Here is a 22,544-nt window from a genome sequence, read left to right as displayed (position 1 = left end):
TCTTAAGCAAATAAAAAAGCCCCTACTATGGCAAGTAGAGGCTGCATGTATTTCTTTTATTCACTGATTTCCGGCACCCATCCCAATCCTAAAGATCCTTCTCCCAAGTGGGTGCCGATTACCGGGCCAAAATAACTCAATGCAAATTCCACGTTTGGAAACTTTTCCTGCAATTTCGCCATCCAATCCCGCGCTTCTTCCTCACGATTGGCATGAATCAGCATGGCATAAATGCGATCATATTGGGCCGCATCCTGTGCAAGCAGCTCCTCCACGCGGTTCATTGCCTTTTTCTTCGTGCGGATTTTTTCAAAAGGAACGATGACTTTATTTTCAAAATGAAGAATCGGCTTGATTTGCAATAATCCGCCCACGATGGCCGCCGCGGATGAAAGCCTTCCTCCCCGTTGCAAGTGGGATAAATCATCCACAATAAAGTAAGCGCGCATCCGGCGTTTCAAAGCTTCCAAAGTTTCCAGAATTTCCGCGGACGATTTCCCTTCGCCCGCCATTTTTGCCGCCTGCAAAGCATAATATCCTTGCGGCGAACAGGAAATCTCACTGTCAAAGACGCGCACTTTGATGCCTTCCACCATGTTTCCGGCTTGCATCGCGCTTTGATATGTCCCGCTGATTCCACTGGATAAATGGATGCAAATGACTTCATCATACTCTTTTGCCAGCGTTTCAAACAACTCGACAAATTTGCCGATGGACGGCTGAGAAGTTTTTGGAAACACTTTGGCATTCCGAACTTTATCGTAAAATTCCTTTGCCTGGATTTCGACTTCCTCTTCATAAACGCCATCTTCCAGCGTGACACTTAATGGAATCATGTAAATATTGTGTTGCTTACGTTCTTCGGGCGATAATTAGGCAGTACTATCTGTTACGACTGCAATGCTCATATTTCCACTCTCCTATGAACCTATCATACAAAAAGATGTCTTACTTGTTAATACGAAAAAATTTTCTGTGAATTGATTATTTCATTCTCGATAATCCTATAAATTTTCTGTGAATAGTGGAAAAGGTTTCCACTAGGAATTTTTTCATGGCCGAATTTCACCACTCAAATTGTGTTGGAGCGAATTTTGGTATATTCTTAAAACTGACAGGAGGGTGAAAATGAACATTGTAGACAAAGCGATTGTATTTGCTGCGAAAGTACATAGAAATCAAGTGCGGAAAGGGACGGATATCCCATACATAACACACCCTTTTGCAGTGGGGATGATGCTGCAGCGGGCGAACTGTTCCGAAGAAGTGATTGCTGCCGGAATCTTGCATGATACGCTGGAAGATACGGATACGACATTTGAGGAGTTGAAAGATGAATTCGGACTCCGCATCGCAATTCTCGTGCAATCAGCCTCCGAGCAGGACAAAAGCTTGCCTTGGGAAGTGAGAAAGCAGCACACAATTGAGCATATAAAAGACGCTTCTTTGGAAGAACTGCAAGTCATTGTGGCTGATAAACTCCATAATTTGCAGACGATTCACGAGGATTTGGATGTGATGGGGGATGCCATTTGGCAACGGTTCAATCGGGGAAAGCGGGAGCAGCATTGGTATTATTCAAGCATTGTGAAGGCGCTTTCACGAAGAAAGAGGGAATTTCCGTTGATTGGCGATTTGGAGGAAGAAGTGAAAGCGGTTTTCGGTTCCATTGATTTTCTTTCGGAGCAGGAAATTTCCCTGATTTTTGAATGCGCGTATCTTCATATCAATCAACATGTCGGTAAAGAATTGGCGTCCCGGCAATTGCTCCGGTTTGTGGAATGCATCGTGGAAGAGGCGGAACAACTGTATCGGGATGAACAGGAACATCTTTTGGACAAGTTGGAAGATCTCTCTTCCCAAGGAATGCAGTTTGAAATGAATTCGGAAGGCCCGCTCATTTTGGCAGCATTTTTCATTGCGCTGCAAAACAAATTGCAATGGTCCGATCAGGAACTGTTCAAGTATGTGGAAAAAAATAAATCGAAGTTATAAGGTGGATGGTGGCGCGGAGCTTCTCTGCTTTGCGCACACTTTTTGATTGGAGCGAATGGTGATGATTCGCTCTTTTTTTGTGTGGAGGTTGTGCTTTGGGGTGGGGGGGTGCTTTTTGGTTTGGTGCTGTTTTATTCAGTGGGGATGCCTCCTTATTTGGGGTGGGCTTGGTGCGGATGGTGCTTTATTTAGTGTGGATACGGCCTCGTTTGGTGCGGATACTACTTCATTTGGTGCAGATAGGGCCTCGTTTGGTGCGGATACGACTTTTTTTGGTGCGGATACTACTTCATTTAGTGTGGATACGGCCTCGTTTGGTGCGGTTGATACTTCATTTGGTGCAGATAGGGCCTCGTTTGGTGCGGATACTCCTTCATTTAGTGTGGATACGGCTTCGTTTGGTGCGGTTGATACTTCATTTGGTGCAGATAGGGCCTCGTTTGGTGCGGATACTCCTTCATTTAGTGTGGATACGGCCTCGTTTGGTGCGGTTGGTGCTTCATTTAGTGTGGATACGGCCTCGTTTGGTGCGGATACTACTTCATTTTGTGTGGATACGGCCTCGTTCGGTGCGGATACTACTTCATTTTGTGTGGATACGGCCTCGTTTGGTGCGGATACGGCTTTATTTTGTGTGGATACGGCTTCGTTTGGTGCGGATACTACTTCATTTTGTGTGGATACGGCCTCGTTTGGTGCGGTTGATACTTCATTTGGTGCAGATAGGGCCTCGGTTGGTGCGGATACTACTTCATTTGGTGCGGATACGGCCTCGGTTGGTGCGGATACTATTTCATTTAGTGTGGATACGGCCTCTTGGTGCGCATACTACTTCATTTAGTGTGGATACGGCCTCGTTTGGTGCGGTTGATACTTCATTTGGTGCAGATAGGGCCTCGGTTGGTGCGGATACTCCTTCATTTAGTGTGGATACGGCCTCGGTTGGTGCGGATACTATTTCATTTAGTGTGGATACGGCCTCGTTTGGTGCGCATACTACTTCATTTAGTGTGGATACGGCCTCGTTTGGTGCGGTTGATACTTCATTTGGTGCAGATAGGGCCTCGGTTGGTGCGGATACTCCTTCATTTAGTGTGGATACGGCCTCGGTTGGTGCGGATACTACTTCATTTGGTGAAGATAGGGCCTCGTTTGGTGCGGATACGACTTTATTTTGTGTGGATACGGCCTCGGTTGGTGCGGATACTACTTCATTTTGTGTGGATACGGCCTCGGTTGGTGCGGATACTACTTCATTTTGTGTGGATACGGCCTCGGTTGGTGCGGATACTACTTCATTTTGTGTGGATACGGCTTCGTTTGGTGCGGTTGATACTTCATTTGGTGCAGATAGGGCCTCGGTTGGTGCGGATACTCCTTCATTTAGTGTGGATACGGCCTCGGTTGGTGCGGATGATTCCTACTCCAGCTCAGATGCGGCCCCTGCTTGCTCGGATAGCTCCTCCTCTTGCTCGGATAAGCCCTCATCTTGCTCGGATAACATCCCCTCTTGCTCGGATTCCTACTCCAGCTCAGATGCGGCCCCTGCTTGCTCGGATAGCTCCTCCTCTTGCTCGGATAAGCCCTCATCTTGCTCGGATAACATCCCCTCTTGCTCGGATAACACTCCCTCTCGCTCGGATACGCTCTCTGCTTGCTCGGATAACTCCTCCTCTTGCTCGGATAGCACTCCCTCTTTCTCTGATAGCACTCCCTCTTGCTCGGATAGCTACTCCTCTTGCTCGGATAGCACTCCCTCTTGCTCGGATAACTCCTCCTCTTGCTCGGATAGCATCCCTAACTCCCCCCTCTTACCCGGATTCACTCCCTCTCACCCAGGACATCCCCTCCCTTACCCGGATGCAACCCATGCTTGCGCGGATAAGCATTCCTCTCGCTCAGATATCTCTCCCCTTCCCCAGATGCACTCCCTCTCACCCAGGACATCCCCTCCCTACCTGGATGCAACCCATGCTTGCGCGGATAAGCATTCCTCTCACTCAGATACTCCCTCCCCTTCCCCAGATGCACTCCCTCTCACCCAGGACATCCCCTCCCCTCCCCCAAACCTGTCCAAAATAAAAAATCATCCAATCAACTGATTGAATGATTCCTGATCCACCATTACTGATCCAATTTCTCCATGCCCACAATCCGGGTGATTTTCCAGCCGTCATTTTCTTTCACGAAGATGGTCACTTGTCTCACTGTTCGATTCAGTGTCGCATCGGTGCCATTTTCTTTCACATGATAGTCGATATTGGCCGCCACCTGTGCTTCATTTTCACTATATTTAATGATTGTCGCATCCGATTCGACCAACTTCACATCATGATTTTTAAACGTTGCTTTCACCATTTCGATTTCTTCATCATAATCAAAACCGGTTGCATGTTTGGAAAGAACGTTTCCGTAGCGATTGATGTCTTTCGCATTAAATGAATGGATATATTCATCAAAGGCAGCGAGAATTTTCACTTTTTCATCTGCCGGAACATTCTCGGCTTCCACAAATTTATCGCCAATCATTTCAAAGCCGACTGAATCTTCTGACTGCACTTTCGTATTTTCTTCGGATGAAGGTGTCTCTTTTGAATTTGTATTACTACAAGCAGTTAGCAGGAATAGTGCTGCAACTGTTAAGATTAGCCAGTTCTTCATTACTCTTTACCTCCCCGCGCAATATTGTAGCATAAGTGCCACTGCCATTTCTATCAGCATTGATTTTTGGTCCGAGAACTTGCGCATCATGGATGCCGAAGTTAACCAATTTGCCCAATCTTCTATCCTGATCAGCCTCTTGCTGGCTGCTTTTGTCGAAATCGCAGTTCATAAGACGAAACCACTTCCGATTTAGTTGCAAAAAATAAAAATCTTTTCTGTTGATATCGGGCGCTTCTCCTTTTCGGGATCAATCTTCAAACGGTATGCTAACGGACGAATCAGTCGAACGTTGATATCGGGCGCCTCTCCTTTTCGGGATCAATCACCGCATAAAAAAATCCAATCAACGATGTTTCATCGTCAATTGGATCCTGAACATACCTTATGTAGAATGTCTTACTTCCTCCCGGCAACCTGCTGCCAAGTATCCCATCTTCAACCCTACATAAACCAAATTATCTTACTTCCACCCAGCCGTTTTTGATTGCTGTAACCACCGCTTGGGTACGGTCGTTTACATTCATTTTTTGCAGAATGCTGGAAACATGGTTTTTCACTGTTTTCTCAGAGATGAACAATGTTTCGCCGATTGCGCGGTTGGATTGTCCATCCGTCAACAATTGCAACACTTCGCATTCACGTTTCGTAAGCAAGTGGAATGGACGGCGCACTTCTGTTTGATGGAAGCTGCCTTTATTTTCATGTTCGCTTAAGCGGCGGAACTCAGCCACCAAGTTTTTCGTCACTTTCGGATGCAAGTAGGAACCTCCATTGGCCACCACTTTGATGGCTTCCACAATTTCATCCGCATCCATTTCTTTCAGCATATAGCCCAATGCACCGGATTTTAATGCATGTGTAACGTAAGATTCATCATCGTGAATGGAAAGCATGATAACTTTTGCATCCGGGAATTCTTTAATCAAATCCGCAGTCGCTTCCACACCATTTTTTCCTGGCATATTGATGTCCATCAAGACTACATCCGGCATATGTTCTTTATATAAACCGATGATATCGCTGCCGTCATCCCCCTCAGCAACAACCTCAAAAGACTCTTCAAACTCCAGAATACGTTTGACCCCTTCACGGAACAATTGATGATCGTCGATAATGATGATTTTTGTCACAAAGCATTCCCCCTCAACCGTTTGACTGTTTTAAATTCGGTTAGTTATTTGGATATGGTATCTTAAATATTACAATCGTACCACTGCCAATTTTTGTTTTAATTTCCATCGAGCCGTCCAAAATTTCTACTCTCTCTCTCATGCCGATAATGCCAAAGGAATGTTCCCTTTTCTCGTCAATGTCGAAACCACGGCCGTTATCTTTCACAATCACGTTTAGGTGGTTTTTATTCCATTCAAGCTTCACCCAAATATCTGTAGGGCTTCCATGCTTCACAGCGTTATTCACACATTCTTGCACCAATCTGAATATGGCGACTTCATAATTGGACGGCAAACGGATTTCGCTGTTATAAGACTGGAAATGTACGTCCACACCTTTATTATAATCCATTATGGTAGATAAATATTTTTTCAATGTCGGTACAATTCCCAAATCATCCAAAGCCATCGGGCGCAAATCGTAAATGATCCTTCTGACTTCAGACAACGCTTCCCGAACGGTTGCTTTGAGCTCGGAAATTTCCTTCATCGCCTCTTCTATCCCTTTATCCCGATAGATTCGTTCGATCAAATCCGCCCGCATCAACACGTTCGCCATCATTTGGGCAGGGCCGTCATGGATTTCCCGGGACAATTTTTTTCTTTCTTCCTCTTGGGCTGCAATGATTTTGATGCCGAAATCATGTTTGATTTTCGCTTCTTCCAAAGCGGCGCCTACATTTTTCAGATCGGATGTTAAATAATTTAACACGACATTCACTTGATTTACAATATGATCCGCCCGTTGGATCGTATCGTACAGGGCTTTTAACCGGCGTTCAAGATCATCCCGTTTTTCCCGCAAGCTTTTCTCTTCCGCTTCGGACAGGGATAACTGCATTTGCAAATCATGGGCCAATTCATAGGCCTCCCTGATTTGCTCTTCCGAATATTTGCCGAAATTCTTGCTGACTTCCACCAGCCGTTGCTTGGCCATTTGTGTTTGTCTGGCCAAAGTATCACTTTTCGCGATGACGACTTTCAATTTTTGTTTGATCAGTTCCAATTCAATTTTCATTTCTTCGTAAGTTCTGCGACTTTGTTCGCAAATGACGAAAATATCATTTTTCGAATTGGTGATGTTCTCAATCATTCGATTAAAAATAAAATCAATTGATTGGAAGTCAATTTTGTTTTTTTCATCTAAATACATAATTTGTCCCCAACCCAATTGGTGTAATATAATAAAACTATATAAGTCAGTTTTAATAGTTAAATGAGTATATTATTTTAACATTATTATACCATTTTACAAAGAAGATTTAAGAAAAAATTCCATTACATGCACATTGTTTTTTTGGAAGATAAAGGAGTATTTGTAATGCGAAAGGACTATAAAACTGTCAAAGGATTTGGTGAAAAGGAAATTGTCATTTCCAAATCCCGCTTTATCGCGTATGTGGATCGGGCTGAAACGGAAGAGGAAGCCATTAATTTTATCAATAAAATAAAGAAACTTCATTATAATGCAACACACAATTGCTCATGTTACTTGATCGGCGAGCATAATCAAATTCAGAAAGCGAATGATGATGGGGAACCTAGCGGAACAGCCGGCGTCCCTATGTTGGAAGTGCTGAAAAAACAGGGCCTTCAAGATACGGTGGTTGTGGTGACACGGTACTTTGGGGGCATCAAGCTTGGTGCAGGCGGCCTCGTCCGTGCATACGGAAAAGCCACATCGGAAGGGATTGCCGCCGCCCAAGTGGTGGAAAGAAGACTGCATCACGTCATGAAAGTGACAATCGATTACACTTGGCTTGGCAAAGTGGAGAATGAAGTCCGCAATTCAAAATATACGTTAGCCGACATACAATATGCTGAGAATGTGGATATGATCATCCATGTATTGAAAGATGATGAACAGGCCTTTACGGAATGGATGACGGAATTGACAAACGGGCAAGCAAAAATTGCATGCATCGACAAAATTTTCATTGAAAAAGTGGTTTCCTGATCCATTTATGTGCGATTTCACAAAAAATATGTATTTTTATGTAAAAAACACTTTGTCATTTTTTTGTAATTTACTGATATTCGACAAAGTAGTATAATTTAAAGGATTGAATGATTTTGCTTTTCGCATAAGATTTCCCTGTGATGATTCTTATTTTTGAAGCCATAATAAGCCTAACAAAACCAACATTCCTACGTACGATAGAGGAGAGTTTTTATGAAAAGAACGGAAAAAAGAAAGAAACGGCCGACAAAATTTTCTTTGGTACTTATAGTATTTGCAATTTTGGCGGCTTCATTCCTGATTTGCGCAACTGCTTATGGAATTTATTTGACGAAGAAAGCGGAATATGCGGCGAATAAATCATACGAAGAGATTGAGGATAGACAGTCCTCCCCGAAAAGGGACGCAAAAGCGGAAGCATTGAGCGACAACATATCGATTCTGTTCATCGGCGTCGATGACAGTGAGGTGCGCGCGCAAGGTTCCGATCATTCCCGTTCCGACGCATTGATGTTGATGACGTTGAATCGTGAGGAAAAAACGGTGAAATTGGTCAGCATCCCACGGGATTCATATGTATACATCCCGGAAGTGGGCTATGAGGATAAAATCACCCATGCCCATGCTTTTGGCGGCACTGCGGCAACAATCGAAACGGTGGAAGAACTGTTTGACATTCCGGTCGATTATTATGTACGAATGAACTTCAACGCATTCATTGATGTGGTGGATGCACTCGGCGGTATTGATCTGGATGTGAATATTCCATATGCCTTCTACGAAAAAGACGAAAATGACAAATATTCCATCTATTTGGAACCAGGATACCACCATTTGGATGGCCGTGAAGCGTTGGCTCTTGCCCGTACCCGCAAACACGATACGGATATTGCCCGCGGCGAACGCCAGCAGGATATTTTGAAAGCCATTGCCAATAAAGCACTTTCTTTATCCTCTATCTCAAAATATGATGATGTCATCCTGGCGATCGGTGACAACATGAAAACCAACTTGACCTTTGATGAAATGAAATCTTTCTTGACCTATTTCTCCGGCGGCATGCCACAAATCGATACACTCACCTTGCAAGGACAAGGCGACATGTCAACGGGAATTTACTATTACATGTTGGATGAAGAATCTTTGGAAGAAACAACACAAATTTTGAAAAGTCATTTGGGCCTCATCCCAAGCAAATCGAAATCAAGCATCTCAGAATTCAGCAGCGGGGATGAAGAGCAAGTCGATTCCGATTCATTTTCCTATTCATCCAGTTTTAATCGGTAAATGAAGTGTTTCGATTCATCAAAAATGGACTGGCTTATCGGATAAATTGGCCAATAATGGCAGAATGTTCTGCTTCACCATGAGATAAAATAAAAAGTGGCCATCAGCAAAATACACTCTCAATGTTGCTTGAGAGTGTATTTTTTTATTTTTGGAAAGGGGAGTAGTTTTTTCATTTTCCAGTTTGAACGGGCACTTTCAAAGCTATTCATTGAAAAAAATGGATATTTTGATGGCGCTGGGGATTGGGGGGATGTGGTGGTGTTGATGCTTCATTGAGTGTGCATGGGGATTCGTTTGGTGCGGATGGTGTTTCGTTTAGTGTAGACAAGGTTTTGTTTGGTGCGGATGAGGCATCTTTTCGTGCAGATGGTGGCTTCTTTAGTGCGGATGGTGGCTTCTTTAGTGCGGATGGTGGCTTCTTTAGTGCGGATGAGACTTCTTTTCGTGCGGATGGTGGCTTCTTTAGTGCGGATGAGACTTCTTTTCGTGCGGATGGTGGCTTCTTTAGTGCAGATGGTGGCTTCTTTAGTGCGGATGAGACTTCTTTTCGTGCGGATGGTGGCTTCTTTAGTGCGGATGAGACTTCTTTTCGTGCGGATGGTGGCTTCTTTAGTGCGGATGAGACTTCTTTTCGTGCGGATGGTGGCTTCTTTGGTGTGGATGAGACAACTTTTTGTGCAGATGGCGGCTTCTTTGGTGCAGATGAGACTTCTTTTCGTGCGGATGGTGGCTTCTTTAGTGCGGATGAGGCTTCTTTTCGTGCGGATGGTGGCTTCTTTAGTGCGGATGAGACTTCTTTTCGTGCGGATGGTGGCTTCTTTAGTGCAGATGGTGGCTTCTTTAGTGCGGATGAGGCTTCTTTTCGTGCGGATGGTGGCTTCTTTAGTGCGGATGAGACTTCTTTTCGTGCGGATGGTGGCTTCTTTAGTGCAGATGGTGGCTTCTTTAGTGCGGATGAGACTTCTTTTCGTGCGGATGGTGGCTTCTTTAGTGCGGATGAGACTTCTTTTCGTGCGGATGGTGGCTTCTTTAGTGCGGATGAGGCTTCTTTTCGTGCGGATGGTGGCTTCTTTAGTGCGGATGAGACTTCTTTTCGTGCGGATGGTGGCTTCTTTGGTGTGGATGAGACAACTTTTTGTGCAGATGGCGGCTTCTTTGGTGCAGATGAGACTTCTTTTAGTGCAGATGGTGGCTTCTTTAGTGCGGATGAGGCTTCTTTTCGTGCGGATGGTGGCTTCTTTAGTGCGGATGAGACTTCTTTTCGTGCGGATGGTGGCTTCTTTAGTGCAGATGGTGGCTTCTTTAGTGCGGATGAGGCTTCTTTTCGTGCGGATGGTGGCTTCTTTAGTGCGGATGAGACTTCTTTTCGTGCGGATGGTGGCTTCTTTAGTGCAGATGGTGGCTTCTTTAGTGCGGATGAGACTTCTTTTCGTGCGGATGGTGGCTTCTTTAGTGCGGATGAGACTTCTTTTCGTGCGGATGGTGGCTTCTTTAGTGCGGATGAGGCTTCTTTTAGTGCAGATGGCGGCTTCTTTGGTGCGGATGAGACTTCTTTTAGTGCAGATGGCGGCTTCTTTGGTGCGGATGAGACTTCTTTTCGTGCGGATGATTCCTCTTCCTGCGTGGATGACTCTCCCTCTTGCTCGAATGATTCCTCTTTTTGCTTGGATGGTACTCCTTCTTGCACGGATACGCACTCCTCTTGCTCGGACGATCACTCCTCTTGCCCGGATAACTCCTTCTCTTGCTCGGATACGACCACTGTTTGCTCGGATAAGCACTTCTCTTGCTCGGATAATCACTCCTCTTGCCCGGATACGACCACTTCGCGCGAATGACTACTCCTCACGCGCGGATAACTTCAACTCTTGCACAGAAAAAACTCTCTTTTGCCCCGATGCAGATTCCACTTGCCGGATGAGTCCCTCACATTCATTTCCACACTAAAAAACCGCCACTTCCCACGAAGCAGCGGTCATATAACCCGTCCATTTCAAAAACGCTATCCAATTACTTGCTGAACATCTTCACTAAATTAATCAGCGGTCTGTAGTTTTTGCCCGCCAACCCGATCACTTCCACGAACAATTCGAGGGCAACCAAAATCACGGTAATCAATAAAATGGCCCCCCAAAGTTTCGCCATGGAGAAGATGATGGCCGCCACACCGAACATTGCGGCAATTCCATAAATAATCAACACCGTTTGACGATGGGAGAAGCCCATTTTCATCAAACAATGGTGCAAGTGGGATTTATCCGGATCGGACCATTTTTGCTTATTGCGTACGCGACGCACGATGGCAAAGAATGTATCTGAAATCGGAACCCCCAACAAAATAACCGGGATGATGAATGATACCAACGTCAAGTTTTTGAAACCCAACAAAGAAAGTACCGCAATCATAAACCCTAAAAACAGGGCTCCTGTATCTCCCATGAAAATTTTTGCAGGATGAAAGTTAAAGAATAAAAATCCAATCGTACTACATGCTAATATTGCAGCAACGGCAAGTACGAAACCGTTGCCCATGATGAAGGCCATCGTTGCAAGCGTGATCAACGCGATCGTTGACACACCCGCTGCCAGTCCATCCAAACCGTCGATCAAGTTTACCGCATTCGTGATTCCGACAATCCACAACAGCGTCAATGGAATACTCAAAAATCCAAAATTCAAAATTCCATTATCGAAAGGCAAGTTGATGAAATCGATTTGCACACCGCCCAAAAACACCACAATCGAAGCGGCGATGAATTGTCCCAACATTTTCGCCTTCGCGCTGATCTCGTACTTGTCATCCAAAATGCCCGTAATCACAATCACCGTTGCCCCCAACACAAGGGATAAAGGCATCAATGAACTTTCAAAGGGAGGGCTGGCAGGTCTCAGGATTGCCAGTCCCATTAAAAACGATATAAATATAGCTAAACCACCTAAACGTGGCATGATTTTCTGATGCACTTTCCGATAATTCGGTGCGTCCACTGCACCTATGCGAAACGCTAATCGTCTAACGATAGGAGTCAGTACTACGGACGCAACAAGCGCCACTACCAAAGACACGTAAACCATGTCTATCCTCCTCAAAAAATGATACGTACCATCATATAAACCTATGCTATTATAGCACGATTATAAAAGAAAACCTAGTCTTTACTATAAAATGTAATTAAAAATCCAATAAATTTCAAATGAAGAATCAAATGGCGTTGCATCGAAGATACTAATTTCCAAAAGCCCTTTTCATCCTTTATTTTCCCCGGGATTAAAGTAGTCATACCCCCAAAAGTTTGATAGAATAACATGGGTGTCTATATTAGACCTTTAGAAGGAGCGTAAAAAAATGTTCTCTATTTTCAAAAACAAGGAAAGAACGAGTAAACGGGAATTAAAAAATTACTATAAAATAGTGGATAAAATCAATCAATTGGAACATACATACTCATCCATGTCCGACGATGAGCTTAAACATATGACCGTTCAATTCAAAGAACGCCTGGCGAAGGGCGAACCGCTAACAAACATCATCCCTGACGCCTTTGCGGTCGTAAGGGAAGCTTCCAAACGCGTTCTTGACATGCGCCATTTTGACGTTCAATTAATTGGTGGTCTTGTTTTGACGGAAGGAAACATTGCGGAAATGGCAACCGGCGAAGGGAAAACATTGGTCGCTTCCCTGCCATCCTATGTGAGAGCCCTCGAAGGAAAAGGGGTACACGTGATCACCGTCAACGATTACCTGGCAAAACGGGACTTCGAATTAATTGGACAAATTCATCAATTTTTGGGATTGACGGTCGGCCTGAACCTGCCAATGATGGATTTGGAGCAAAAGAAAAAAGCCTACAACGCGGATATCACGTACGGTGTCGGTACGGAATTCGGCTTCGACTATTTGCGCGACAACATGGCCTATAAATTGGAAGATAAAGTGCAACGCCCATATCATTTTGCCATCATTGACGAAGTGGACTCCGTTCTCATCGACGAAGCGAAAACACCGCTCATCATCGCCGGAAAAACCCCTTCCCAGGAAGAATTGCACCGCATCGCCGCCATGCTTGCGAAAACGTTCAAAAAAGATGAAGACTACGAATACGATGAAGAAACAAAAGCGACTTCCCTCACCGATCAAGGCATCGATAAAGTGGAAGAAGCGTTCGGCGTCGACAACTTGTATGATTTGGATCACCAAGTATTGTACCACTATGTCATCCAGGCGGTGCGCGCCCACGTGATGTTTGAGCGCGACGTCGACTACATCGTGAAGGACGATAAAATCGAGCTGGTGGACATGTTCACCGGGCGTATCCTGGAAGGGCGTTCCTTGTCTGATGGATTGCACCAGGCCATCGAGGCAAAAGAAGGGGTAACGATTACAGATGAAAACAAAGCCCAAGCCCAAATCACCATCCAGAACTACTTCCGCATGTATCCGATTCTTTCCGGGATGACCGGTACGGCCAAAACCCAGGAAAAAGAATTCCAGGAAGTGTACAACATGCGGGTTGTCCAAGTGCCTACCAACCGGCCGGTCATCCGTATCGACCAGCCGGACATGGTGTTTGAAACGCGGGATGCCAAATATGAATTCGTAGCCCAGGAAGCAAAACGCCGCCATGAAAAAGGACAACCGATTTTGATCGGAACCACTTCCATTCTGCAATCGGAAGAAGTGGCGAAATATTTGGATAAATACGGATTGGATTACCAATTGCTCAATGCGAAGACCGTCGAGCAGGAAGTGGAATTGATTTCCCAAGCGGGACAAAAAGGAAGAATCACCGTTGCCACCAACATGGCAGGACGCGGTACGGACATCAAATTGGGCGAAGGCGTCCATGAACTTGGAGGACTTTACGTTATCGGAACGGAAAAACATGAAAGCCGCCGAATCGACAATCAGCTTCGTGGCCGCTCCGGTCGACAAGGGGACCCTGGGGAAACCCGCTTCATCATTTCATTGGAAGACGATATGTTCCGCCGCTTCGCCAAAGAGGACGTGGAAAAGTTCAAAAAGAAAATGACGGTGGACGAGAAAAAGCTGGTGCTCAACAAAGATGTGCAGGAATTGATCGACCGCACGCAACGCATCGTCGAAGGTGCGCAATTCTCCATGCGCCAATACAACTTGCAGCTGGATGATGTCATCAATGACCAGCGGAAAATTATGTATACATTGCGTAACAAAGTGCTCCATCAGGAAGACATTATCGACATCATTCAAAAACTGCTTGCGGATGCCATCGACTTTGCCATCCGTGAAAATGCGGACGAAGGGCTTGGCCATGAAGAATGGAATTGGGATGAAATCGAAAACACTTTGAATTCCATCTTCCCGGAAAAAATCGTCTTGGACCGCTCCGTCACAAAAACAAAACAAATATTTGACCAAGTCGAACCGAGTCACTTACAATTGAAGGAATTCATCCAATCCTTCGAAAACGATGAAAGTGTCATTGCCACTTCCCAACAAGTGATGCTGAACTACATCGATCGGATGTGGATCAACCACTTGGCGCAAATGACCTATTTAAAAGAAGGAATCGGCTTGCGCAGCTATCAAGGCGAAGACCCGATGCGGATCTATCAACGGGAAGGATTGAAATTATTCGGCAAAAACTTCCAAGAACTTCGCCGTCAAATCGTATCAGAATTGGCAGCATTTATGAAAATTCGCCGGAACGAGGAGGAAACAGAGAATGGGGCTATTTGATTTCTTTAAGAAAAACGATAAAGTGAAATCCGACAGTGCAATCGACTCAAGCAATTTAATAGAAGATGCGGAAACATCAACCGAAACAAAATTGGTCAAAACGAAACTTTCCTTGCATCCAAACTGGATCGTGCCGCAAGAACAGAAATATGTGTTCAGCTTCCTGGCGAACCAATTGGCGCCGCTCCGTCCAAACCAATTATCCCTTGCCGCCATCGATATCGATGCGGATAAAAATACAGGGAATTGGTATGTGCGCGCCTTCTTCCGTTCATCCCTTCCCCAAGAGATTGAATTAGGGGAAGTCGGGCTGATTTTATTGGATAAAGACAATCATCCAATAGCTTCCAAAATGTTTGATTTCAAAGAATTGGGGACCATTCCTCCTGAAAGCTGCCGGCCTTGGGTGTTTACGTTCGAGAAGGAACATATCCAGGCGGATGAACTTCCTGGCGAAGGATGGAAACTCGCTTTTAATTTGAATACATTGAAAAAACACACATTGGATTTGGATGATTCCTGGAAAAGCCAACTGTCCGCGGAGCAGCAGGAATATCTTGAAAAAATCGTCAGCCAATTGCCTGAATTGAAACAAAATGAAGTGAATTTCACGGGCTTCCAGGCGAAATTCCGGGATGACCGGAGTCTTACGGTTTCCCTCTTTATCCGGAACGGAAGCGACCGGGCCATCAATTTTGAGCAATTGCCATTGGAAATCATTGATGCAAACGGTAAGCGGGTGGCCAAAGGAACATTCAAATTTGAACCGCCTTTGACGGTGCAACCCCGCACAACGAAGCCATGGTCATTCATCTTCCCGGCGGAACTGGTGGATGCGGATGGCGCGGATTTATCCCGCTGGAGAGCTGTAGTGCCGCAGTAATAGGGATTGCATGGGCATGTTCAATAGGAGTTTGTTTGAAAAGAGCGAATGTAAAAGATTCGCTCTTTTTTGTTTTGATGTGTGATTGGCGGGAAACGGCATTGCCGGGAGGAGTCCAATTGTTTGATTGGTGCGGGCGGGATTCGATTTGGTGCGGATGGGGGCGTTTTGGTGCGGATACTGTCTTATTTAGTGCATTTGTGGTCGCCTTTAGTGCGAATGAGCATCCTTTTAGTTCGGATGCGATCCCCTTTGGTGCGTTTGGGCATCCTTTTGGTTCGGATACTCTCCTATTTAGTTCGGATGCGTTCCCCTTTAGTGCGAATGGGCATCCTTTTAGTTCGGATGCGATCCCCTTTAGTGCGTTTGGGCATCCTTTTGGTGTGGATGAGATCCCCTTTGGTGCGGATACTGTCTTATTTAGTGCATTTGTGGTCGCCTTTAGTGCGAATGGGCATCCTTTTAGTTCGGATACTCCTCTCTTTGGTGCGTTTGGGCATCCTTTTGGTTCGGATACTCCCCTATTTAGTTCAGATGCGATCCCCTTTGGTGCGTTTGGGCATCCTTTTGGTGTGGATACTCTCCTATTTAGTTCGGATGCGATCCCCTTTAGTGCGTTTGGGCATCCTTTTGGTTCGGATACTCCCCTATTTTGTTCGGATGCGATCCCCTTTAGTGCGTTTGGGCATCCTTTTGGTTCGGATACTCCCCTATTTTGTTCGGATGAGATCCCCTTTAGTGCGTTTGGGCATCCTTTTGGTTCGGATACTCCCCTATTTAGTTCGGATGCGATCCCCTTTAGTGCGTTTGGGCATCCTTTTGGTTCGGATACTCCCCTATTTTGTTCGGATGAGATCCCCTTTAGTGCGAATGGGCATCCTTTTGGTTCGGATACTCCCCTATTTTGTTCGGATGCGTTCCCCTTTGGTGCGTTTGGGCATCCTTTTGGTTCGGATACTCCCCTATTTTGTTCGGATACATTCCCCTTTGGTGCGGATGGGCATCCTTTTGGTGTGGATGCATTCCCCTTTGGTGCGGATACTGTCTTATTTAGTGCATTTGTGGTCGCCTTTAGTGCGAATGGGCATCCTTTTAGTTCGGATACTCCTCTCTTTGGTGCGTTTGGGCATCCTTTTAGTCCGGATGCGTTCCCCTTTAGTGCGTTTGGGCATCCTTTTGGTTCGGATACTCCCCTATTTAGTTCAGATGCGATCCCCTTTGGTGCGTTTGGGCATCCTTTTGGTTCGGATACTCCCCTATTTAGTTCGGATGAGATCCCCTTTAGTGCGTTTGGGCATCTTTTTGGTGTGGATACTCCCCCATTTAGTCCGGATGCATTCCCTATCAGTGCGGATGAATTCACCTTTCGTACATCCCTTTTTAGAAAAACATGCCTTCAAATAAAAAGCCGACTGGAACGCTTTCCTTTCCAGACGGCAAAAAACCTATTCTCACTTGATTCCGTTGAATCGCTTGTACGCTACAAAATGTTTTTTCCAATAATCAGCGGAAACATTTGAAATTTCCACCCCATCATTCCCGGCGTGGATAAATTTTCCGTCGCCGAGATAAATGCCCATGTGTGAAACCCCTGCTTTGTATGTATGTTTAAAGAAAACGAGATCGCCAGGGACTGGATTTTTCACTTTTGTCGTATCTTGCATGAAGTAGTCTTCACTGCTCTTTCTCAAGATATCCAAGCCGGCATTCGCATACACGTAACGGACAAATCCGGAACAATCAAATCCATCCGGCGTGTTGCCTCCGAATAAATACGGCACACCCAAATACGTTTTGGCGATTTCGATCGCTTTTTTGTAGATGGCTTGTCCTTTGTCGGAAGGATTTGTTTCGATCAACCGTTCTTTTGCCAACTGGGCTTCGATGGCTTTATCCTTCAACGCTTCCTCATTTGCGGAAGTATCCGTCTGATTGCCCGCGCCATTGCCGGGATTTCCTGCCGCAACACCCGTTGAAGAAGCATAAATGTTCAATATTTGTCCAACATAAATCTTATCGGCGGAAGGCAATTGATTCCATCGGACAATCTCCTCCACTGACACATTAAATTTTTTCGCGATTTTTGTTAACGTATCGCCTGCAGCCACTTTATATGTAATGGAAGACGCAATCTGCTGGTCGCTCAATTTGGTCATTCGGGCTTTGGATAACGTTTCTTTTCTCGTTTCGGAACGATCCAAATTGGCGATATGATTAGACATGATCATGCTTTTTATGTTAGAATGGGCGACGGTTGTTTTCACACCGTTATCTGTCGTCGCATAAACGCTCGGCGAGAAAATGCAGCTCGCCAATATGGCCGCACCGATCAGCATCGACTTCTTTCGAGGATACATCCCTTTCCCTCCTTCAAAAGGAAATTTGTGATTCTATCATACTACTTATTTTCTATTTCGGCAAAAAGCTTATAATTTTAAATATCTTGCCAACCGTTCCCAAAAATCTTAAAAAATTGTGTTTGTCTTTTTCGACAACATGTGATAGAATTCGACATTGTTGGTGTCAAGTTACTATTTTAAATTTTTAGAAATTTTACTCTATTCTTAAATAACTGAAGGAGAAAATGCATCATGAATAATCTTGGTAGTTTTATTAAAAACAATTTGGCTGTAGGGTTTATGCTATTCGCTCTGTTTTTGGGAGCTGGTAATATCATTTTCCCGCCGCTATTGGGACAACAAGCAGGTGAACACCTCCTTCCCGCAATCATCGGATTCCTTATTACAGGTGTGGGTTTGCCGCTTACAGGGATCGTGACCGTCGCTAAAAATGGAGGGGACCTTCAAGAAGTGGCCGGCCGGATCCATCCGTTGTTCGGCATCATCTTCACAGCGGTGGTCTATTTATCCATCGGGCCGCTTTTTGCGATTCCCCGTACCGGCGCCGTGACCTATGAAATCGGGATTGCGCCATACTTATCAGAAGCGCAGGCTGAAAGTTGGGTGCCTTTATTTATCAGTTCGTTGATCTATTTTGCCATCAGTTTATATCTGGCCTTGAATCCAACTAAATTGGTGGACCGTATCGGTAAAATCTTGACGCCCGCTTTATTGATCGTTATTTTATTGCTTGCGTTAAAAAGCGTCATCACGCCAATGGGGCCACTTCAAGAAGCCCAAGGTGATTACATTACGAAAGCTTTTTCAAAAGGGTTTGTTGAAGGGTACTTGACAATGGACGTGCTTGCATCCCTTGTATTCGGTATCGTCGTTGTCCAATCCATCCAGGCAAAAGGGATCATGGACCGGGCGAAACAAGTGACCATCACGATTTTTGCCGGAATTGTTGCAGCCTTGGGACTAGCGTTCGTTTATATTTCTTTATCTTGGATTGGGGCATCCAGTCCGACGGTGACAGGCTATTTTGATGAAGGCGGCAGCGTCATCTCCGCCGCTTCAAAAGTATTGTACGGCAACACGGGAAGCATCATTTTATCATTGGTCATCATCTTGGCTTGTATCACCACATCAGTTGGTTTGATTACCGCAAATGCGACATTCTTTTCAAAACTATTCCCGAAACTTTCCTATAAATTATTGGTCGTGATTTTTACCGTATTCTCTTTCTTGATTTCAAACTTCGGGTTGGCTAAATTGATTCAAATCACTTTGCCGGTGCTTTTATTCATCTACCCTATCGCCATCGTGCTCATGTTTATGGTCATGTTCGACAAAGCTTGGAACCGGGCACCAATTGTTTACACGTTAGCTTTGATTGCAACAGCCTTTGTAAGCTTATACGATGGAATTAAAGGGGCCGGATTCAGCATCGGCTGGTATGAAAAATTGGTAAGTTCTTTTCCGTTATATGAACAAAGCCTTGGATGGCTCGTTCCAGCCATTGTCGGACTTGTCATCGGCTGGATCATCCATCTTATAACGAAGTCTGCAAAAGGCGCAACAAATTAATAGAAGGAGCTGTTTGGAGAGCAACGGCTTTCCGGGCGGCTCCCATTTTTTTTTGAGAAACTTCTATAATAATATCTTCGGCGGTTTTCCATTCCCGCTTTGCTCAGAATTTCCCCCTTGGCGGATTCCTGCCTTGGATTGGCGAATCGTTCATCCCTAACAATGAAACATGGACGCCTTCTTTGTTACAAAAACATTACAAAAATATTTCAAAAACATTCCCCTTTTCGTTTTATTTAGTCTTTCATGTACATATGTTGTAACAAAGGCTAAACCCTGTTTTGTCGGGCACGATACATACACTTCCGGTTTCTTCCATCAAGCCGGCAAAATGTTTCTCCGATGCTTTGCCGCAAGTTTGCACTCCATTTCCACATGTGAAGGGCATCTATGCTTCCTCCATCCCTTCCCTTCACCGATTAAAATATTATTCTATCAATCTCTCAGAAACTGTTTATATCATCCAGCTCCAATTGCTATAATAGAGACATCCAGAAAGTAGAGGTGTACCACATGAAAAAATGGTTTTCAGTCATCCCGATGCTGCTTTTCATTCTATTATTGCCGTTGAATGTACAAGCAGCAAATGTATTGCAAGAAATAAAAGGGATTGTAAAAAGTGAATATTACGGCGAGATCAAAGGGAATATCGATCAGGCAACGACCATTGATGAAGCCATTAATATGCTTGACCCGTATTCCAGCTACTTTACACAGGAAGAATATGACAGTTTTATGAACACGGTGAACATGAAACAGGTTGGAATCGGGGTGGTCATGCTCCAACATGAAAAAGGCATGTTGATTACGTATGTGATCGAAGACGGCAGTGCCTTTGAACAGGGGCTGGAAGCTGGAGATATTATCACAAAAGTGGATTCCGTTTCCCTCCAAGGAAAAACCGTTGAGGAAGGTCAGGCATTACTTTTGGGGAAAGAGAATACAAAAGTGACCGTTCAAGTTTTGAAAGCCGATGGTTCAACGGTGACGAAAACTTTGACAAGAAAACCTTTCTCCATCCCGAATACAGCAAGCCGGCTTCTTTACGGAAATGTCGGCTACATCCAGCTCCAATCCTTCTCAGAAAACGCTGCCGAGCTTGTGAAAAAAGAGTATGACAAATTGAAAAAACAAGGAGCCACTTCCTTCATCCTCGATTTGCAAAACAATGGCGGCGGATATGTGGATGCGGCGGAAGATCTGATCGGTTTATTCCAAAATACGGAATATGCCTATAAAGTGAAATACAGCAAAGTGAATACCCAATATTATTTATATTACGACCGGGAAAGAAATAAATACCAGCTGGCTTCCGACGGCTCTTTGCTGGTGAAACTGGTTGGGCCGCAACGAATTTTTGACAATCATACGAAAGTGCTTGTAAACCGCTATAGCGCCAGCGCTTCCGAAATGACCGTCGCCTCGTTGAAAGATTATCAAGCGGCGGTGATTTACGGGGAAAAAACATACGGAAAAGGCACGATGCAAGCCTTTTATGAACTATCCGACAATGGTGTATTAAAACTGACCATCGGCGAATTTTTCGGCCCGAATGGAACCGTGATCCGCAATACCGGAATCACACCGGATATCATTACGAAATCCGATCCGCTTTATCAGGCGCATTATGATGCCATTGCCGAAAAACTCGCAAACTATAAAGAGATGAAAGCTTTGACGAATGTGCCGACAACAAAAACATTTACAATCACGTTGAACCGCCAATTGGGCCCAGTCAATGGAAATGATGTCGAGCTGGTGGAATTGGGCGGAAATAAAGTGGATGTTTCTCTATCAACAAAAGGCAATCAATTGATTGTGACGCCTAATCAGCCATTATCAGCAGGTAGCGAGTATATGCTTCTCGTCCATCCAACATTGAAAGACAAACAGAACAATCCATTAAAAGAAGGGGCCTATTTGCGCGTGACTGTAAGAAACAATTAATTTCCGGCACCTGACCGAGCCATGTTCATTCTTGAATGAATATGGCTCTTTTTATCGTTAAAAAAAAATCCTTAAAAAGCACGGTATTCGAACTTTTAAGGATTGGGAAGTCATTCTATACGATCGCTTCCAAAAAATTTCACCACTATTTTACGAAGTTTCTCGCAAAATACAAGTTGATGATTTCAGAAGCCAGTTGTTCCGGTTCTCTTTCTTTTGTAAACAGCAAAGTCAATGTGAGACGCTCGATGGCGCCAACCAAGCTGTGAGCAACAATACGGATATCATAATCGGCAAATTCTGCCCGATCTTTCAACACTTCTTCGATCAGATCGGAAAATCTTTCTTTTAATTTGTCTGCTTCTTCCGTTTGATAGTAACCGATTTTGGTTAAATGCGGTTTACTTTCAAAGAATCGGAACAGAATCGTCAAATTTCTATGTATATTTTCAACGATATTTCCCTCATCAGCCTCCGATTGAATGCGGTTGATTGTTTCTAGGAAGTTATTTTTAAACTGTGAGATTAAATCATTATATAATGACTCTTTATTTTCAAAATAAAGATAAAACGTTGGCTGTGTCAAATTAGCAGACTTCACAATATCACTAATTTTTGTTTTATGATATCCATTTTTCGAAAATAATTCTGTAGCCTTTTCTAGAAGTAGTTTTTTACTTCTTTCACCACTCGAATTTACTCTTCTACCTCTAGGCAATGTACTTACCCCCATCCATATTCTTCACAGCATTTTCATTATATAGTAAATTCTGTTTACGCTAAATAATATTATCATAATTTTACAAAATCCAAACATAAAAGTAGGTAAAATAGTGTAAATTGACTATAAACACAGTGTAAATAGTATAAATAAACAAAAAACATTTTAGGTTAAAAGTTTTATTACTATAAGTATATCGATTGACACAAATTGTAAAGACATGATATTTTCTTCCAATTTTTAGTGTTCATCAAACCGGTATTC

Annotated in this window: 17 protein-coding genes and 1 pseudogene; 9 read left to right on the top strand and 9 right to left on the bottom strand. The window is 44.3% G+C overall.

The features are described 5' to 3' along the window. Positions 1–56: 56 nt before the first annotated feature. Positions 57–908: pseudogene (locus tag NST13_RS15455) on the bottom strand (DegV family protein). Positions 909–1,128: 220 nt separating this feature from the next. Between NST13_RS15455 and NST13_RS15450 the strand changes: the two are divergent. Both NST13_RS15450 and NST13_RS15445 read left to right on the top strand, forming a co-directional pair. Further along, a complete protein-coding gene (locus tag NST13_RS15450) occupies positions 1,129–1,995 on the top strand; it encodes an HD domain-containing protein (RefSeq protein ID WP_342581012.1) in 867 nt (288 codons plus the stop codon). A gap of 115 nt (positions 1,996–2,110) precedes the next feature. Next, complete coding sequence (locus tag NST13_RS15445; protein ID WP_342581011.1) at positions 2,111–2,836, top strand: hypothetical protein; 726 nt, start codon at positions 2,111–2,113, stop codon at positions 2,834–2,836. Positions 2,837–3,517: 681 nt separating this feature from the next. Here the strand turns inward: NST13_RS15445 and NST13_RS15440 are convergent. The 4 genes from NST13_RS15440 to NST13_RS15425 all read right to left on the bottom strand — a co-directional run bounded on the left by NST13_RS15440 (position 3,518) and on the right by NST13_RS15425 (position 6,984). Further along, the gene (locus NST13_RS15440) at positions 3,518–3,706 is read right to left on the bottom strand and encodes a hypothetical protein (RefSeq protein ID WP_342581010.1); all 189 of its coding nucleotides are present in this window, start codon (positions 3,704–3,706) and stop codon (positions 3,518–3,520) included. Between the two features lie 413 nt (positions 3,707–4,119). After that, positions 4,120–4,656: a nuclear transport factor 2 family protein gene (locus tag NST13_RS15435; RefSeq protein ID WP_342581009.1), complete on the bottom strand. Its 537-nt coding sequence runs from the start codon at positions 4,654–4,656 to the stop codon at positions 4,120–4,122. Between the two features lie 458 nt (positions 4,657–5,114). Next, entirely contained in the window at positions 5,115–5,789 is a 675-nt protein-coding gene (locus NST13_RS15430) for a response regulator transcription factor (RefSeq protein WP_342470174.1), read from the bottom strand. Positions 5,790–5,829: 40 nt separating this feature from the next. After that, positions 5,830–6,984, bottom strand: a complete 1,155-nt coding sequence (locus tag NST13_RS15425; protein WP_342581008.1) for a sensor histidine kinase — start codon at positions 6,982–6,984, stop codon at positions 5,830–5,832. Positions 6,985–7,152: 168 nt separating this feature from the next. Between NST13_RS15425 and NST13_RS15420 the strand changes: the two genes are divergently transcribed. From NST13_RS15420 to NST13_RS15410, 3 genes are all read left to right on the top strand, one after another. Then, a complete protein-coding gene (locus NST13_RS15420; protein WP_342470176.1) occupies positions 7,153–7,788 on the top strand; it encodes a YigZ family protein in 636 nt (211 codons plus the stop codon). 216 nt (positions 7,789–8,004) lie between these two features. Beyond that, complete coding sequence (locus NST13_RS15415) at positions 8,005–9,078, top strand: LCP family protein (RefSeq protein ID WP_342581007.1); 1,074 nt, start codon at positions 8,005–8,007, stop codon at positions 9,076–9,078. A gap of 275 nt (positions 9,079–9,353) precedes the next feature. Further along, entirely contained in the window at positions 9,354–10,919 is a 1,566-nt protein-coding gene (locus NST13_RS15410) for a hypothetical protein (protein ID WP_342581006.1), read from the top strand. 172 nt (positions 10,920–11,091) lie between these two features. On the opposite strand, the gene NST13_RS15405 is transcribed toward NST13_RS15410, so the two are convergent. Continuing rightward, a complete protein-coding gene (locus tag NST13_RS15405; protein WP_342581005.1) occupies positions 11,092–12,156 on the bottom strand; it encodes an MraY family glycosyltransferase in 1,065 nt (354 codons plus the stop codon). Positions 12,157–12,427: 271 nt separating this feature from the next. Here NST13_RS15405 and secA2 point away from each other — a divergent pair, with 271 nt between their 5' ends. Together secA2 and NST13_RS15395 are read left to right on the top strand one after the other, a co-directional pair. Continuing rightward, positions 12,428–14,800 carry an accessory Sec system translocase SecA2 gene (gene secA2, locus NST13_RS15400; RefSeq protein WP_342581004.1) on the top strand — a complete coding sequence of 791 codons (2,373 nt, stop codon included), beginning with the start codon at positions 12,428–12,430 and terminating at the stop codon, positions 14,798–14,800. Beyond that, positions 14,787–15,683 carry an accessory Sec system S-layer assembly protein gene (locus tag NST13_RS15395; RefSeq protein ID WP_342581003.1) on the top strand — a complete coding sequence of 299 codons (897 nt, stop codon included), beginning with the start codon at positions 14,787–14,789 and terminating at the stop codon, positions 15,681–15,683. Before secA2 ends, NST13_RS15395 begins: the two co-directional genes overlap by 14 nt. Here NST13_RS15395 and NST13_RS15390 read toward each other — a convergent pair. Then, positions 15,610–17,046, bottom strand: a complete 1,437-nt coding sequence (locus NST13_RS15390; protein WP_342581002.1) for a hypothetical protein — start codon at positions 17,044–17,046, stop codon at positions 15,610–15,612. The two genes, NST13_RS15395 and NST13_RS15390, sit on opposite strands and share 74 nt — an antisense overlap. 88 nt (positions 17,047–17,134) lie before the next feature. Then, on the bottom strand, positions 17,135–18,040 hold the full coding sequence (locus NST13_RS15385; protein WP_342581001.1) for an NlpC/P60 family protein: 906 nt from the start codon (positions 18,038–18,040) through the stop codon (positions 17,135–17,137). A gap of 234 nt (positions 18,041–18,274) precedes the next feature. Here NST13_RS15385 and brnQ point away from each other — a divergent pair, with 234 nt between their 5' ends. Together brnQ and NST13_RS15375 are read left to right on the top strand one after the other, a co-directional pair. Then, complete coding sequence (gene brnQ, locus NST13_RS15380; protein WP_342581000.1) at positions 18,275–19,612, top strand: branched-chain amino acid transport system II carrier protein; 1,338 nt, start codon at positions 18,275–18,277, stop codon at positions 19,610–19,612. 513 nt (positions 19,613–20,125) lie between these two features. Beyond that, positions 20,126–21,559, top strand: coding sequence for a S41 family peptidase (locus NST13_RS15375; protein WP_342580999.1), 1,434 nt, complete (start codon positions 20,126–20,128; stop codon positions 21,557–21,559). A gap of 145 nt (positions 21,560–21,704) precedes the next feature. On the opposite strand, the gene NST13_RS15370 is transcribed toward NST13_RS15375, so the two are convergent. Continuing rightward, on the bottom strand, positions 21,705–22,292 hold the full coding sequence (locus NST13_RS15370) for a TetR/AcrR family transcriptional regulator (protein WP_342580998.1): 588 nt from the start codon (positions 22,290–22,292) through the stop codon (positions 21,705–21,707). Positions 22,293–22,544: the final 252 nt, after the last annotated feature.

This window comes from Ureibacillus sp. FSL W7-1570, assembly GCF_038593265.1.
GTDB lineage: Bacteria > Bacillota > Bacilli > Bacillales_A > Planococcaceae > Ureibacillus > Ureibacillus suwonensis.
This window is presented reverse-complemented; position numbering and strand designations above follow the sequence as displayed.